The 14,965-nt window shown below is 64.5% G+C and carries 13 protein-coding genes and 1 tRNA gene; 6 read left to right on the forward strand and 8 right to left on the reverse strand.

The annotated features are described in order from the left end of the window. The 4 genes from VMJ11_RS21175 to tig all read right to left on the reverse strand — a co-directional run. A partial coding sequence (locus VMJ11_RS21175) for an LON peptidase substrate-binding domain-containing protein (RefSeq protein WP_325621439.1) occupies positions 1-768 on the reverse strand: 768 nt, incomplete at its 3' end. A 191-nt stretch (positions 769-959) separates the two neighbouring features. Further along, entirely contained in the window at positions 960-2,231 is a 1,272-nt protein-coding gene (gene clpX, locus VMJ11_RS21180) for an ATP-dependent Clp protease ATP-binding subunit ClpX (protein WP_325621441.1), read from the reverse strand. Positions 2,232-2,506: 275 nt separating this feature from the next. Further along, positions 2,507-3,160: an ATP-dependent Clp endopeptidase proteolytic subunit ClpP gene (clpP, locus tag VMJ11_RS21185; RefSeq protein WP_028213090.1), complete on the reverse strand. Its 654-nt coding sequence runs from the start codon at positions 3,158-3,160 to the stop codon at positions 2,507-2,509. A 161-nt stretch (positions 3,161-3,321) separates the two neighbouring features. After that, the gene (tig, locus tag VMJ11_RS21190) at positions 3,322-4,668 is read right to left on the reverse strand and encodes a trigger factor (RefSeq protein ID WP_325621444.1); all 1,347 of its coding nucleotides are present in this window, start codon (positions 4,666-4,668) and stop codon (positions 3,322-3,324) included. A 492-nt stretch (positions 4,669-5,160) separates the two neighbouring features. Here tig and VMJ11_RS21195 point away from each other — a divergent pair, with 492 nt between their 5' ends. Continuing rightward, the gene (locus tag VMJ11_RS21195; protein WP_325621446.1) at positions 5,161-6,318 is read left to right on the forward strand and encodes a glycerate kinase; all 1,158 of its coding nucleotides are present in this window, start codon (positions 5,161-5,163) and stop codon (positions 6,316-6,318) included. Between the two features lie 219 nt (positions 6,319-6,537). After that, positions 6,538-6,984, forward strand: a complete 447-nt coding sequence (locus tag VMJ11_RS21200; RefSeq protein WP_325621448.1) for a MarR family winged helix-turn-helix transcriptional regulator — start codon at positions 6,538-6,540, stop codon at positions 6,982-6,984. Positions 6,985-7,129: 145 nt separating this feature from the next. On the opposite strand, the gene VMJ11_RS21205 is transcribed toward VMJ11_RS21200, so the two are convergent. Continuing rightward, positions 7,130-7,216, reverse strand: a tRNA-Leu gene (locus tag VMJ11_RS21205). Between the two features lie 443 nt (positions 7,217-7,659). Here VMJ11_RS21205 and VMJ11_RS21210 point away from each other — a divergent pair. Next, positions 7,660-8,502 carry a squalene/phytoene synthase family protein gene (locus VMJ11_RS21210; protein WP_325621450.1) on the forward strand — a complete coding sequence of 281 codons (843 nt, stop codon included), beginning with the start codon at positions 7,660-7,662 and terminating at the stop codon, positions 8,500-8,502. A gap of 59 nt (positions 8,503-8,561) precedes the next feature. Here the strand turns inward: VMJ11_RS21210 and VMJ11_RS21215 are convergent, their stop codons facing one another. The 3 genes from VMJ11_RS21215 to VMJ11_RS21225 form a co-directional block, all read right to left on the reverse strand. Then, complete coding sequence (locus VMJ11_RS21215; protein WP_325621452.1) at positions 8,562-9,803, reverse strand: DUF1501 domain-containing protein; 1,242 nt, start codon at positions 9,801-9,803, stop codon at positions 8,562-8,564. A gap of 68 nt (positions 9,804-9,871) precedes the next feature. After that, a complete protein-coding gene (locus VMJ11_RS21220; protein WP_325621453.1) occupies positions 9,872-11,383 on the reverse strand; it encodes a DUF1800 domain-containing protein in 1,512 nt (503 codons plus the stop codon). A gap of 162 nt (positions 11,384-11,545) precedes the next feature. After that, complete coding sequence (locus VMJ11_RS21225; RefSeq protein ID WP_325621455.1) at positions 11,546-11,860, reverse strand: hypothetical protein; 315 nt, start codon at positions 11,858-11,860, stop codon at positions 11,546-11,548. 251 nt (positions 11,861-12,111) lie between these two features. Here VMJ11_RS21225 and ompR point away from each other — a divergent pair, with 251 nt between their 5' ends. The 3 genes from ompR (at position 12,112) to VMJ11_RS21240 (ending at position 14,949) form a co-directional block, all read left to right on the forward strand. Then, on the forward strand, positions 12,112-12,846 hold the full coding sequence (ompR, locus tag VMJ11_RS21230; protein WP_027814652.1) for a two-component system response regulator OmpR: 735 nt from the start codon (positions 12,112-12,114) through the stop codon (positions 12,844-12,846). Positions 12,847-12,902: 56 nt separating this feature from the next. Continuing rightward, entirely contained in the window at positions 12,903-14,252 is a 1,350-nt protein-coding gene (locus tag VMJ11_RS21235; protein ID WP_325621458.1) for an ATP-binding protein, read from the forward strand. A gap of 148 nt (positions 14,253-14,400) precedes the next feature. Beyond that, positions 14,401-14,949 carry a peroxiredoxin gene (locus VMJ11_RS21240; protein ID WP_325621460.1) on the forward strand — a complete coding sequence of 183 codons (549 nt, stop codon included), beginning with the start codon at positions 14,401-14,403 and terminating at the stop codon, positions 14,947-14,949. Positions 14,950-14,965: the final 16 nt, after the last annotated feature.

Here is a 14,965-nt window from a genome sequence, read left to right on the forward strand (position 1 = left end):
GAGCTCTTCGAGATCGGCACCCTCTTCGCCTTCGCCCAGTTCCTTCTGGATCGCCTTGACCTGTTCGTTCAGGTAATACTCGCGCTGGCTCTTCTCCATCTGGCGCTTCACGCGGCCGCGAATGCGCTTCTCCACCTGGAGGATGTCGATTTCGGCTTCGAGCTGCGCGAGCAGATGCTCCAGACGCTCCACGACCGGGAACATCTCGAGGATATGCTGCTTCTGGTCGAGCTTGAGCGGCAGATGCGCGGCGATGGTGTCGGCAAGACGACCAGCCTCGTCGATGCCCGACAACGACGTCAGGATCTCCGGCGGGATCTTCTTGTTCAGCTTCACGTACTGGTCGAACTGCGAGACGATCGCACGGCGCAGCGCTTCGGTTTCGGCGCTGTCGGCGTGATCGGGCTCGAGCGGCATCACTTCGCACGAGAACTGCGTTTCCTGCTCTTCGATAGAGAGCGTCTTCGCGCGCTGCAGGCCTTCCACGAGCACCTTCACGGTGCCGTCGGGCAGCTTGAGCATTTGCAGGATGTTGGCGATACATCCCACTTCGTACATGTCTTTTTCGGTCGGCTCATCCTTCGCGGCGGTCTTCTGCGCGACGAGCATGATGTGCTTGCCGCCTTCCATTGCCGCTTCGAGGGCCTTGATCGATTTCGGCCGGCCCACGAAAAGGGGAATCACCATATGCGGGAAGACTACGACGTCTCGCAGCGGCAGCAGCGGGAGCGTGGTGCGTTCCGGCGGGAGGAGTTGGGTTCCTGACATTTCATTTCCCCATGAGTGGAATCAATTGTTCGGTAAGTGAGGCCTGGCAAACCGATTGCAAGCCTCGCGCGTGTGGGAAAAGTTCAGTGACTCCAAAATAGTGCGCCATCGACCACAAGATTAAACGAAAAAGCCGTTCATCCCATTGCATGAACGGCTTTTTCCCGGAACTCTTTAGCCGATCACCACCATCAGTTCGACCCTGCAACCTTCGGAGCGTCCTCGTATATCAACAGTGGCTTGCCGTCGCCCTCGATCACGTTGTCGTCGATGATGACCTTGCTCACGCCCTTCATGGCCGGCAGTTCGTACATCACGTCGAGCAACGCCTGTTCCAGGATCGAGCGCAGGCCCCGTGCCCCGGTCTTGCGGCGGATCGCCTTGCGGGCGATGGCCTGCAGCGCGGCCGGGCGAATCTCCAGTTCCACGCGCTCCATGTTGAAGAGCTTGTGATACTGCTTCACGAGCGCGTTCTTCGGCTCGACCAGAATCTTCATGAGGGCGGCTTCGTCGAGCTTGCCGAGCGTGGCGACCACCGGCAGACGGCCGATCAGTTCGGGGATCAGGCCGAACTTGATGAGGTCCTCCGGCTCCGTCTCGCGCAGCACTTCGCCCGCGTCGCGTTCCTGCTTGCTCTTCACGCTCGCGCCGAAGCCGATGCCGGTCTTCTCGGTGCGGTCCGTGATGACTTTTTCGAGGCCGTCGAACGCGCCGCCGCAGATGAACAGGATGTTGGTCGTATCGACCTGGATGAAGTCCTGATTCGGATGCTTGCGGCCGCCCTGCGGCGGCACCGAGGCCATCGTGCCTTCGATCAGCTTGAGCAGCGCCTGCTGCACGCCTTCACCCGACACGTCGCGCGTGATCGACGGGTTGTCCGACTTGCGGCTGATCTTGTCGATTTCGTCGATATAGACGATACCGCGCTGGGCTTTGTCGACCTCGTAATTGCAGTTCTGCAGCAACTTCTGAATGATGTTCTCGACGTCTTCGCCCACGTAGCCGGCTTCGGTCAGCGTGGTCGCATCCGCGATCACGAACGGCACGTTCAGAAGGCGCGCGAGCGTCTGCGCGAGCAGCGTCTTGCCCGAGCCCGTGGGCCCGATCAGCAGGATGTTACTCTTGGAGAGTTCGACTTCGTCCTTCTTGTCGAGGTGCTTCAGACGCTTGTAGTGGTTGTACACCGCCACTGCGAGAATCTTCTTCGCGCGCTCCTGCCCGATCACGTACTGGTCGAGGATGTCGCGGATCTCCTGCGGGCTCGGCAGGTCCGAGCGCGACAGCGCCGCGTCGACGCCCGCACCTGCGGCCTCGTCGCGAATGATCTCGTTGCACAGGTCGATACATTCATCGCAGATGAACACCGACGGGCCAGCAATCAGTTTCTTGACCTCATGCTGGCTCTTGCCGCAAAACGAGCAATACAACAGCTTCTCGCTGTTAGAACCTTTTTTGTCCGCCATGGATAGATGAGCCTCCGGACACTCTGTTACATGATACGCCGTTTCCCCCAGCGAGGACCGGGGGGCGCGTGAACCGCTTGCTGTGACGGCGTTGGGGCCGCAGGCCGCGAAGCGCGTTTGCCGATTATTTCACAAGGTCTGCGCGGCGCCGACTATCCCCTTTTGTACGGGGGCGAATCGTCCCTGAACATCCCTTGGCGTCGATTTTTCGCCGCCGGATCGCGTTCCCCGCTTGCCGTGCACGGGGAACGACCCGGAATGCCGCTAGCGCCGGATCACGGACGCTTGTGCAGCACCTGGTCGACGAGACCGTACGCCTGCGCGTCGTCGCCGGACATGAAGTTGTCGCGGTCGGTGTCGCGGGCGATGCGCTCGACGGGCTGGCCGGTATGGTGCGCGAGCAACTGGTTCAGGCGCTCCTTCAGATACAGGATTTCGCGCGCCTGGATTTCGATGTCCGACGCCTGGCCGCGCGCCCCGCCGAGCGGTTGGTGAATCATCACGCGCGAGTTCGGCAGCGCGAAACGCTTGCCCTTCGCGCCCGATGCGAGCAGGAACGCACCCATGCTGGCCGCGAGGCCCATGCAAAGGGTCGAAACGTCCGGCTTGATGAACTGCATCGTGTCGTAAATCGCCATGCCGGCCGAGACCGAACCGCCCGGGCTGTTGATGTACAGGCTGATGTCCTTGTCCGGGTTTTCGCTTTCGAGGAACAGCAACTGCGCAACGACGAGGTTCGCCGTCTGGTCGTTCACTTCGCCAACCAGGAACACCACGCGCTCCTTCAGGAGCCGCGAGTAGATGTCATAGGAACGTTCGCCGCGGCCGCTCGTTTCGACGACGATCGGCACGAGGCCGAGCGCCTGCGGGTCGAAGTCCCGCGATGCGTGGGAGGTCAACGTATCCAGCGATTGAGCGCGAATGGTCATGCGGTGCATCCTTGTCTGGAAAGGTTATTCTGATAAACCCGTATGGCGACGGACCCCGGTTAAATCAACCACACAGTCAGCATGGCCAAGAACCGCAGATACAAAAACGGCGTGCTGACCGTCGGTGGCTCCGACAGCCGGCACGCCGAAAGCGGGCAGATTTAAGCCTGCGCCGTTGCGCTTGCCAGTTCTTCGAAGCTAACTTGCTTGTCCGTCACCTTGGCCTTGCCAATGACGAAGTCCACGACGTTCGATTCGACGACATAGGCTTCCATTTCGGCAAGACGCTGCTGGTTGGAATAATACCAGCGCACGACCTCCTTCGGGTCCTCGTAGCTTTTCGCGAATTCATCGACTTCAGCACGGATCTGCTCGGGCTTCGCCTCGAGGCCGTTGGCCTTCACGAGCTCGGCCAGCACCAGGCCCAGCTTCACGCGGCGCTCGGCCTGCTCCTTGAACATTTCGGCCGGGATCGGCGCGTCCTTCGCATTGGGCACGCCGCGCTGCGCGAGGTCGGCACGCGCCATTTCGACGAGGCGCTGCTGGTCCTGCTCGACGAGTGCGTTCGGCACGTCGAGTTCTGCGATCTTCAGGAGCGCGTCCATGACCTGGTTCTTCACGATGGCCTGCGTACGGCGCTTTGCCTCGCGCTCGAGGTTGTCCTTGATTTCGCCGCGCATCTTCACGAGGTCGCCATCGGCGATGCCGAGCGACTTCGCGAATTCAGCATCGATTTCCGGCAAGTGCGGCCACTCGATCTGCTGCATCGTGATCGTGAACTTCGCGGTCTTGCCCGCGACGTCCTTGCCGTGATAGTCCTCGGGGAAGGTCAGGTCGAATTCGCGCGCCTCGCCCTTCTTCAGGCCGAGAGCGGCCTTCTCGAATTCCGGCAGCATGCGGCCTTCGCCCAGCACGAACGCGAAGCCTTCAGCGCTGCCGCCGGGGAACGCAACGTCGTCGATCTTGCCGACGAAGTCGACCGTCACGCGGTCGCCTTCCTTCGCTGCGGTGTCGGCGCCGCCGTCACCGTGCTCGCCGGCTTCGCCGCGTGCGTGGAAGTGCACGCGCTGCTTGCGCAGGATGTCGAGCGTACGGTCGATTTCGGCTTCGGTGATGGTGGTGGTCGTGCGCTCGATTTCGGCCGCGCCGACGTCGCCGAGCTTCACTTCCGGGTAAACCTCGAAGGTCGCGTCGAACGCGTAGTCGCCCTCAGCGGCTTCTGCCTTCGGCGCGAAGCTCGGCTGGCCGGCGACGCGCAGGTTCTCGGCGCGGCTGATGTCGAAGAATTCCTTGCCGACCTTGTCGCTCAGGACTTCGGCTTCGACCTGCCCCGAATACTGCTGGGTCACCATCTTGAGGGGCACCTTGCCCGGGCGGAAACCCGGCATGCGCACGTTCTTCGCGAGTTTACGAATGCGCGACTCGACTTCTTTCTGCACGGCATCCTTCGGCAGGGAAATCGTCACGCGGCGTTCGAGCTTGCCGAGGTTTTCAACAACGTTAGCCATGGCTTCAATCGTCCTAAAATTGTTCGAGCGAATCAGTAATCTGTGGTCTTTGCGTGCCGCAGTCCGCTGGGGTCGTTCCGCTGGGGTGCTCCGCAGAGGCCGTCCCAATGTGGCAACCCGCAACGCCGGCGCCTCGGTGCGCTGCCCAACAGCGCCGAAATGGGCGGTTTGCAGTGCGGTTCCGTCAAAAGAGCCAAGTATTTTAGCAAACTATTTCGCGGACCCCATGGAATTGCCTTTCGGGCCTGCGATGCGAACTGCCTTGCGCGTGCGCGGGCCATCGGCGCCAGCCCATTCCGGCTCATTGCCAGCCGCCCCGCCTTGCTCTTCTTGTGCCCTTCGTGCGGCCGCGCGGCGCATCCCGCACCACCCCCGATGCGCGCTATCGCAACGCCGGTATCCAGCGCACGCGGCGAGGCTGTTAAGCTTACGCTCGCGCTGGACGCCCCGCCGGCCGCAGCCGCTCCCTACTATTCTTCCAGCAGAGACACCATGCCGAATTCGTCGACTGACGCTCCCGTTATCGTCATTGCTCCTGACTCGTTCAAAGGCTCGCTCAGCGCGGACGGGGTCGCCGCCGCGATCGCCGAGGGCATCCGCCGCGTGCGCGCCGACGCCGACATCCGCATACGCCCCATGGCCGACGGCGGCGAAGGCACCCTCGACGCAATGCTCTCGGTCGGCGGCGAGCGCCGCGTGATCACCGTCGAAGGCGCCGCGGGCCCGAAGCGCGATGCCGCCGTGGGCCTGCTGCGCGACGGCAGCGCAATCATCGAGACCGCCGAGATCGTCGGCATCACGGACCCGGTGGGCATGGGCGTGCCGGTGGCCGCGCGCAGCACACGCGGCATGGGCGAAGCGATCCGCGCGTTGCTCGACGAGGGCGTGCGGCGCTTTTACGTCGCGCTTGGTGGCAGCAGCACCAACGATGGCGGCGCGGGCCTGCTCGCGGGCCTCGGCCTGCGACTCTTCGATGCCGCCGGCAAACCGCTCGAGCCCACGCCCGAAGCGCTTGCGCAGGTGGCGCGCGTTGACGTCTCCGGGCTCGATGCGCGGCTTGGCGAAGCATCGTTCGTCGGCATGTCGGACGTCGACAATCCGCTGACCGGCGAGCACGGCGCCACCCCCGTGTTCGGTCCGCAAAAAGGCGTGACGCCCGAGCAGGTCGCGCCGATCGACGCCGCGCTCGGTCGCTTCGCCGACCTGCTCGAAGCCGCGCTCGGCCGGCATGTGCGCGACGAAGCGGGCTCGGGCGCCGCCGGCGGCCTCGGTTTCGCGTTGCGCATGCTCGGCGCGAGCTTCGAGCCCGGCGCCGAAGTGGTTGCGCGCACCATCGGTCTGGACGAAGCCCTCGAAAACGCGGACTGGCTCATCACCGGCGAAGGCCGCTCGGACGTGCAAACGCTACACGGCAAGGCCCCGTTCATCGCCTGCCGCCACGCCGCGAGCGCCGGCGTCGCCGCCACGCTGCTCTCGGGCGCCGTGGACCCGGCTGCGCTGCCGCGCCTTGCGCAGCACTTCAGCGGCTGCTTCTCGCCGGCGCCTGGCCCCATCACGCTCGAAACGGCGATTCGCGACGCGGCGCGCCTGCTCGCCAACGAAGCCGAACAACTTGCGCGCCTCAAATACGCTGCGCGTACACACATCTGAACTTTCGCGCCGATCGGACCTCGCTGACAAAATCTGCGCGGGCCCGATCGGCAGCCCGCGCGCGCCGCGCATTCCGCAGTAAGCGATTAATAGATTCGTGCGCTGCGCGGCCCTTTCCGAACAAGGGTTCGGATGCGTTGACCCGCGCGCCGGAAGGGACAACAATCATGGAAGCGCGACACGATCGCGTCCTTCCCAAGCGACCAGACCAGGACTCCCATGAAGGCAAGCAAAGCCGGACTCGAACAATTCCTCACCTATCGGCTGCATGTCCTGAACAAGCTCTCCGAACGGGGTGCCAGCGAACGCTACCAGGCCAAGCTTGGCATCACGCTGCCGGAGGCCCGGCTCATTGCAGCTGTGGGTGCGTTCGGCCCGTTTTCCGTGATGGAACTTGCGCGCCACGCGAATCTCGACAAGAGCCAGGCGAGCCGTGCCGCCGAGGCGCTGATGCGCCGAGGTCTCATGCGCCGCGACGCAAGCGAGGAAGACGGACGCCTCGTACTCGTTTCGCTCACACCCGACGGGCGCGCGCTCTATCGCAAGGTCATGCCCATCGCACGCAAATGGAATGTCGACCTCTTCGCGAGCCTCGACGACAAGGAACGTGACACGCTCGCGCGTGCGCTCGACAAGGTGATCGAAGCGATGCAGGCCGAGCTGTGACGCGGCAGGGGCAATAAGCGAAACAGATGGGGGGCCGCAGCGGGCCGCCATCGTCCGCGTGCGGGCCTGGAGAATCGATGCATTTCGTTTCGGGGCCACCAAAACAAAAAGGCCATGTACCGTTGGGTACATGGCCTTTTTGTTTTGGTGCGTGAGGCCGGACTCGAACCGGCACACCCTTGCGGGCGTCAGGACCTAAACCTGGTGCGTCTACCAATTTCGCCACTCACGCGAATTCTTGCGCTTGCTTCGTGCGCCTGGCAGGACCGCTGCGAATAACGCGTGCGATACAACCCTCTGCGACATGCCGACTGATCGAGTCCTCGTGAGACATCGGGCCGGTGTGTCGCACCTGGCCCGCAATCCGGCTTGCTTTCTGGCATTGCGCTGGCTTTGCGCGCCTGCAGCCACGCTTTTTTCCGCTTCTGACTCGCTTGTTACTCGCTTGTTACTATAAGCCAGCTTCACGCCAAGAAAGCGCAAGCGCGAGATTCTAACCGATTGCCCGGCGCTTGTCTGCACCCTGAAAACCAGGCGCGGCGATGCTTTGGCCGGGCTGCCGGCAAGCCCACCCGGGCCGGCCGAAAGTCGCCCCGATGCTAGAATCGCGGCTCTGCTGTCGTAGCGGCCTCCGGCCGGCACGCGAACGGCATCGCCACATACCCTCCGAACGCCGTGAACTTCGACGACTACTGCCAGGAAAAGGCGGCTCCTCCCGGATCGAGCACTTACTATGCGCTGCGCGAGGCCCGCGCCGCGCGCCAACCCCTTCTCACGGCCCTCTTCGCGTTGCGCCGCGAGTTCGAGGAATCCGCGAAGGAAACGAGCGATCCCACGGTCGGCCGAACGAAGCTCGCCTGGTGGCAAAAGGAACTGGCCGCGCTCGCCGCGGGCAATCCCTCACACCCGGTCACGCAGGCGCTCGCGCAGCATCTCGACGACACGAGCGCCGTTTATCCCGATCTGCAGGGGCTGCTCGCGGGCTTTGAAATGGATTTCGAGCAGGCACGCTATCTCGACCTGCCGAACCTGCGTCGCTATATGGATGGCGTGGGCGGTACGTTCGCCTCGATCGTCGCGCAACTAAGCGCTCGCACCGACGAGGACCGCCGCGACGCCGCGCGCTGGGCCGCGCCGCTCGGCAATGCGCTGATGCTCGCGCAGTTCGTGCCTGAAATCGGCAACGATGCGCGGCACGGTCGCATCTACGTCCCCATCGACGAACTGCAGCGATACAACGTCACCGCCGCCGATCTGATCAACCGACGCTACAGCGCGGAATTCACGGAGCTGATGCAGTTCCAGACCTCGCGCGCGCGCGAATCGGTGCAAGCCGCGCTCGACGCGATTCCCGCCGCCGCGCGCCGCGACCAGCGCACCTTGCGCTCGCTCGCGGCGCTCGCACTCGCGCTGCTCGACGAAGTCGAGCGCGAGGGCTTCCAGGTGCTGCATCAGCAAATCGTGCTCACACCCATCCGCAAACTCTGGATCGCCTGGCGCGCCGCCCGGCGCGGCTGATTCCGACGATGAGGCAGACGCCACCGTGGCTTGAAACGCCTGTGGGGTCCGATATCCCGTCACGCCCGCAACAGCGGCAACGGATCGAAGCGCTGCTGCAGCACGGCCTGCGCGTCGAGCCCCCACCAGGGCCCAAGCACTGTCGCGTAGATCTGCCTGAAGTCGACGCCCACTGGCAAGTTGCCGTTGCCGTCGAGACGCGCAAGCTGCGGAGCCTGCCCGTAAAGCCCACCCGCCACTCGCCCACCCGCGACGAAATGCGCCGACGCCGTGCCATGATCCGTACCGCGGCTCTGGTTCTCGCGTACGCGCCGGCCAAATTCCGCATACGTCACGATGAGCGTGCGGTCCCAGCGCCCCAGTTCGACGAGCGCAGAGCGCATCGACACCATGCCGGCCGCGAACTGGCGCAGCAGGTCGGCGTGACGCTGCGGCTGGTTCTGGTGCGTGTCGAAACCGTTTAGCGTCAGACGAATCGCGGCGACGCCGCGCCCCGGCATCGGCGCGCCTTGCGGCGTGTCGGCCGAGGCGAGCGCCTGCATGGCCGTCTTGATCGAGGCGCCGAACGCGCCCGGCGCGAACGCGGTCTTCAGCGCGTAGTCGCCCGTACGCGGCCGCAATTGATCGGCGGCGTGCACGATGTCGTTCTCGACGTCGAGAATATGCGCGAGCGCCGGGTTGCGCTCCTTGAGCGAGACCGGCGTGACCAGCCGCGAAGCGCGCGCGAACTGCGCGGGATTCACGAGCGCAATGGCGCGCGCGCCATTCGAAAGCGGCCCCATCTCGGCACTGCCCAGCACGAGCGCATCGGCGGCGAAACCGCCCGGCACCGGCTCGTGCGCGAACGCTCGCGTGAGCCAGCCTTCGCGCAAATATTGATCGGAGCGCGAAGCCGTGTCCCAGATCTCGATCGAGCGAAAGTGCGAGAGATTCGGCTGCGCGTAGCTCACGCCCTGAACGATCGCCAGTTCGTGCGCGCGCCACATCGGCATGAGCGGCGCGAGCGCCGGGTGCAGCGCCGTGCGCTCGTCGAGTTGCACCGCGTCACCGCGCGGCACGCCGATGGTCTGTCGATAGCTGTAGTAGAGCGGATCCGCGAAGGGCACGACGGTATTCAGGCCGTCGTTGCCTCCTTTGAGCTCGACGAGAATCAGCAGATTCTCGTAGCCGTTCGCACCGCCCGCGTGCGTGAGCGCCGCACCTTGCGCGCGCGCCACGCGCGGCAACCAGAGCGCCGAGCCGGCCATCGTGGCCGCGGCCGCAGCCGTTGCGCCGGCGGCAAGAAATTCGCGTCGCTTCATGTCTTGCCTCGCTCGTCTGTGCGGCGGCGAACGTTGCCGCCTCGAATTCGGCTGTTCATTTCAACGCTTCACTTCAACTGATACACAGGATCCGTCAGCAGTGCCTGGAGATACGAACCCGCACTGCTGCCCGCCGCGATCGCATCGACGGGAGCGAGCGGCAACAGTGCATGCTGCATCTGCAACTGTGCCGAGAGCCCCGGCGTGGCGTCGGCGGTGAGGCCGAAGTGCGAAAGCCAGGCATCCAGATCGAAGTGCAAACCGCCCTGCGATGCGTCGCGCCGCGGCGCGTTCTGCGTGTCTTGCGCGTCTTGCTGCATCGCCGCCGCGATCTTCGTCATGGTGCCTCGCGCGTGCGAAGGTCCCGCTTGCGTCGCGCGAAACAACTGCTCCACGAACTGCTTGCGCGAGAGCAGCGACGAGCTGTTGATCCATGCGGCCCCGCCCGGCCAGCCCTTCACGTTCGGCGGATTGAACAGGTTCTCGCCCAATGCGGCCGATCGGCGCGCGAGCGGCAGCGTGTCGCCATAAGCCAAGTCGAAGCGTCGTATCGTACCGGCGATGAACTCCACTGGCGAACTCACGAGCACGCCGCGATTACGCTCGTCCCAGAACGCGGGCGTCATGAGCAACGCGCCGAGCGCCGCCTTGTTGTCGTAGCCGCTCGCGCGAAAACGCTCGGCGACGACTGCGAGCTGCGCGTCGTCGGGCGTGTCGGAGACGAACTCGCGCCAAAGCTTCGCCGCCACGTAACGCGCAGTTTGCGGCTGCTCGAGCAGGATGTCGAGCACCTGGTCGCCACCGAATGCGCCGCTGCGCCCCAGCACGGTCTTTTCGCCGTCATCGTGCAGGTCGGGACGCCAGACGAAACCCAGCGTATCGGGATCCAGGCTCCAGCCCGTGTACGCGCGCGCGGCTTCGGCAACGTCGCGCTGCGTGTACTGCCCTTCGCCGAGCGTGAACAGCTCCATGACTTCACGTGCGAAATTCTCGTTCGGCCTGCCCTTGCGATTGCTCGCCCCATCGAGGTAAAGCAGCATCGCCGGATTCTTCGCGACGGCATGCAGCAGCGTCGCGAAACTGCCCAGCGCGTCACGGCGCAAGAGCACGTTCTGCGCGGCCATCAACTGCGGCTCGTAGACCTTGTCCTGCCCCGAAGCGAAGTGGTTGTGCCAGAAGAGCGTCATGCGCTCGGTGAGCGGCGCAGGCGTGTCGAGCATTTCGCGCATCCACCACGCGCGCAGCTCGTCGTAGCGCGCGCCGCGCTGGCGCTGCGCCTCGCGGCGCTCGTCGGGTGTCCACGCGCGGCGCTGGGCGCGGCTCGGCGGCACTTCGGCGGTCCATGCGGGCAGCGGCGTGAGTGCCTCATTGCGTGCCGTGCCGATGAGACGCGCGACGGCCTGCGCGCGCGTCAGTCCCACATAAGGCGAGACTTCGCTCGCGCGCGGCGCGAAGCCCGTGCGGATGATGAGATGGCGGGCGTCGTCGGCATCGAGTAGCGCGGCATCGCCGTCGCTGTCAGCATCGCCGGATGCCGATGCCGATGCCGATGCAGATGCCGATGCCGCGGCGCGAGACATCGCGTTCGGTCTGGACCGTCTGGAGTCGCTCATGATGAATGGGCGCACGACGAAACCGCCGGCGCATCAAACGAATGTACCGGCTTAACGGCCGCCCGAGAACGCATGTTGACCGCGCAATTGCTACGATATTTTTCAGCGCGATTCGAAACCCGGCCGATATCAGCGCTTATACAGTTCGCGCACGGCGTCTTCGATATGCTGACGCAAAAGGCGACGCTCTTCGGGCGTCATATGGCCGTCGCGGCGACGCTGATCGAGATCGGGGGGAACGGCAGGACGTGGGTTGATGTCAGAGGCGGGACGCGGAGGGGAATCGCTGCGAAAGCGCCGTGCCGGGTATTTACCGTTTGGCCCGCGAGCGGGAGGCTGCGCGTCCTCGTACCGGTCTGAGGAGGGCTGGGCCCGGACCGGCGCCGACTCCAATGCGGCTACCACGCCACCGGCAAGCGCCAGTGCAAGCATGGTGTGGCGCATTGTCGGCCTGACCCCTCCCATCGTTTTGTTCCCTTCTTGACGCGGCAAACGGCTACCTCGAATACATGTGCGAACCCAACTGTGCGTGGGCCTGGAATATAAAGTCGATTGAAGTATCTACCGAACAGCCGCTTTACGCAAAATAGTCTATCTGTCAGTGGTTGATGCCGTGGCACAGCACGGGTAAATTTTGTAACTGACTGTAACCCGATAATTGGTGCAAACTCGCATCACTATCCAATCGCGCTAAGATGCCAGGCATGGAAACCAAAAACCCGTCCAAAATTCTCGTTGTCGATGATGATCCCCGGCTTCGGGACCTGCTGCGCCGCTACCTCGGCGAACAGGGCTTCAACGTGTACGTAGCCGAAAACGCGCCCGCCATGAACAAGCTGTGGGTGCGCGAACGTTTCGACCTGCTGGTGCTCGACCTGATGCTGCCCGGCGAAGACGGCCTGTCCATCTGCCGGCGCCTGCGCGGCAGCAACGACCGCACGCCCATCATCATGCTCACTGCCAAGGGCGAGGACGTGGATCGCATCGTCGGCCTCGAAATGGGCGCCGATGATTACCTGCCCAAGCCCTTCAATCCTCGCGAGCTGGTCGCGCGTATTCACGCCGTGCTGCGCCGCCAGGCGCCGTCTGAATTGCCGGGTGCGCCCTCGGAAACCACCGAGGTATTCGAGTTCGGCGAGTTCGCGCTGAATCTCGCCACGCGCACGCTCACCAAGGCCGGTCAGGAAATTCCGCTCACCACGGGCGAATTCTCGGTCCTCAAGGTGTTCGCGCGTCATCCACGCCAGCCGCTCTCGCGCGAAAAGCTCATGGAGCTCGCACGCGGGCGCGAATACGAGGTGTTCGACCGCAGCCTCGACGTGCAGATCTCGCGCCTGCGCAAGCTGATCGAGCCCGATCCGGGCAGCCCGCGCTTCATCCAGACGGTCTGGGGCCTCGGCTACGTATTCATTCCCGACGGCGCCGCCTGACCCCTGGATGGATGGCGTAGCGTTGCCTGCACTACCTCTGTTGACGGGAAGGGCCCATGCGGATTGACCGGCGTTTGCTCACGCTCGCGTTCGGCGACCTGTTCTGGCGCACCTTCCTGCTGATCGCACTGCTCATCGCGGTCAGTCTCGCGGCATGGTTCCAGAGCTTTCGCGTGATCGAGCGCGAGCCGCGCGCGCAGCGCGTGGCGTTGCAGCTCGTCGCGGTCGTCAAGCTCACGCGCACCGCGCTCCTCTACTCCGATCCCGATCTGCGCCGCGCGCTCTTGCAGGATCTCGAGAGCAACGAGGGCGTGCGCGTGTACCCGCGCGAAACCACGGACAAGTACAAGCTGCAGCCCGACGAGTCGCTCAATCGCCTGATCGAGCATGACATTCGCGGGCGCCTTGGCGACGACACCGTGATCGCGCAATCCGTCAACGACATTCCTGGCGTGTGGATCAGCTTCAAGATCGACGACGACGACTACTGGGTCGCGCTCGACCGCGACCAGCTCGACAACGTCACGGGTCTGCAGTGGGTCGGCTGGGGTATTTCGGCGCTCGCGCTCTCGCTGTTCGGCGCGGCCTTCATCACGAGTCTCGTGAACCGGCCGTTCGCGCGGCTCGCCATGTCGGCGCGCATGCTGGGCTCCGGCCAGTCGCCCGCGCCGCTGCCCGAAAGCGGCATGGGCGTGGCGGCCGAAACCAATCGCTCGTTCAACCAGATGGTGCGCGACCTCGAGCAGCTGGAAGCCGACCGCGCGCTCATGCTCGCGGGCATTTCGCACGACCTGCGCACGCCGCTCGCGCGCCTGCGGCTCGAAACGGAGATGAGTCCGTCCGATCAGGCGACCAAGGACGCCATGATCGACGACATCGAGCAGATGGATTTGATCATCGGCCGCTTCCTCGATTACGCGCGCCCCGTGCAGCGCATGCCCGAGCGCGTCGATCTGTCGGTCATCGCCGGCGAGATGGCCGCGCGCATGGCGAGCGAAGATGGCGTGCGTCTGATCACACGGCTCGCGCCCTCGGCCCTCATCGAGGCCGACGACACCGACATGCGCCGCGTGGTGGGCAACCTGATCGAAAACGCGCGCAAATATGGCGCAAGCGAAACAGATGGCATTCCGCACATCATGCTCGAAACGCGCGTCTCGCATTCGCGTGTCGAGCTTTCGGTAGTCGACGAAGGCCCCGGCATTCCCGAAGATCAGCTCTCGCTCGTCACGCGCCCGTTCTACCGCGTCGATACCGCCCGCACTCAGGCGAACGGCACCGGCCTCGGCATGGCCATCGTGCAGCGGCTCGTGGGCCGCTATCGCGGCGCGCTGCGGCTGCGCAACCGCCTGCCCGGCCCGGGGCTAGAAGTGACGATCGAATTCCCGCTCGCCAAAGGCGCCTGAGCCCAACCCGGATTCAATGCGCCGCCGCCGCGGCGCATGCTCACGGCGCGCACCGGGCGCACCTGCCACAATCGCGTTCATGGGGACGCGCATGCATGCGCCGTCGAAACGGGCCGACCGGCCCGCCTCTCGCCTGAGGAACTGCGCCATGAAAACCGTCGGCGACAAGCTCGAAGCCTTCACCGTCACAGCCGCGAAGCCTGGCTTCAACCATCCCGAAGAAAACGGCGAAACCGCATTCGTCGAAATCACCGAGCAATCCTTCCCGGGCAAGTGGAAGGTTCTCTATTTCTACCCGAAGGATTTCACGCTCGTCTGCCCGACCGAGATCATTGCTTTCGCCCGCCTGATCAAGGAATTCGACGATCGGGAAACGGTCGTGCTGGGTGGCAGTTGCGACAACGAGTACGTGAAGCTCGCCTGGCGGCGCGAAGACAAGGAACTCGACCGCCTCAACCATCTTTCGTTCGGCGACGTGAAGGGCGAGCTCATCGACCAGCTCGGCATACGCGACCAGGAGGCCGGCGTCGCGTTGCGCGCGACGTTCATCGTCGATCCCGACAACACGATCCAGCATGTCACGGTGAACAATCTGAACGTCGGGCGCAGCGCCGAGGAAGTGCTACGCGTGCTCGATGGCCTGCAGACCGGGGAGTTGTGCCCGAGCGGCCGCGAGATTGGCGGCGCGACGCTTTAGGGCGTTGCCAGAGGGC

It is taken from the genome of Paraburkholderia sp., from assembly GCF_035501035.1.
In the GTDB taxonomy this organism is placed as follows: Bacteria; Pseudomonadota; Gammaproteobacteria; order Burkholderiales; family Burkholderiaceae; genus Paraburkholderia.

Excerpts from the sequence above, each read along its gene's own strand:
- clpX (WP_325621441.1), bottom strand. The coding sequence starts at position 2,231 with ATGGCGGACAAAAAAGGTTCTAACAGCGAGAAGCTGTTGTATTGCTCG.
- clpP (WP_028213090.1), bottom strand. The coding sequence starts at position 3,160 with ATGACCATTCGCGCTCAATCGCTGGATACGTTGACCTCCCACGCATCG.
- tig (WP_325621444.1), bottom strand. The coding sequence starts at position 4,668 with ATGGCTAACGTTGTTGAAAACCTCGGCAAGCTCGAACGCCGCGTGACG.
- VMJ11_RS21195 (WP_325621446.1), top strand. The coding sequence starts at position 5,161 with ATGCCGAATTCGTCGACTGACGCTCCCGTTATCGTCATTGCTCCTGAC.
- VMJ11_RS21200 (WP_325621448.1), top strand. The coding sequence starts at position 6,538 with ATGAAGGCAAGCAAAGCCGGACTCGAACAATTCCTCACCTATCGGCTG.
- VMJ11_RS21215 (WP_325621452.1), bottom strand. The coding sequence starts at position 9,803 with ATGAAGCGACGCGAATTTCTTGCCGCCGGCGCAACGGCTGCGGCCGCG.
- VMJ11_RS21220 (WP_325621453.1), bottom strand. The coding sequence starts at position 11,383 with ATGTCTCGCGCCGCGGCATCGGCATCTGCATCGGCATCGGCATCGGCA.
- VMJ11_RS21225 (WP_325621455.1), bottom strand. The coding sequence starts at position 11,860 with ATGCGCCACACCATGCTTGCACTGGCGCTTGCCGGTGGCGTGGTAGCC.
- ompR (WP_027814652.1), top strand. The coding sequence starts at position 12,112 with ATGCCAGGCATGGAAACCAAAAACCCGTCCAAAATTCTCGTTGTCGAT.
- VMJ11_RS21235 (WP_325621458.1), top strand. The coding sequence starts at position 12,903 with ATGCGGATTGACCGGCGTTTGCTCACGCTCGCGTTCGGCGACCTGTTC.
- VMJ11_RS21240 (WP_325621460.1), top strand. The coding sequence starts at position 14,401 with ATGAAAACCGTCGGCGACAAGCTCGAAGCCTTCACCGTCACAGCCGCG.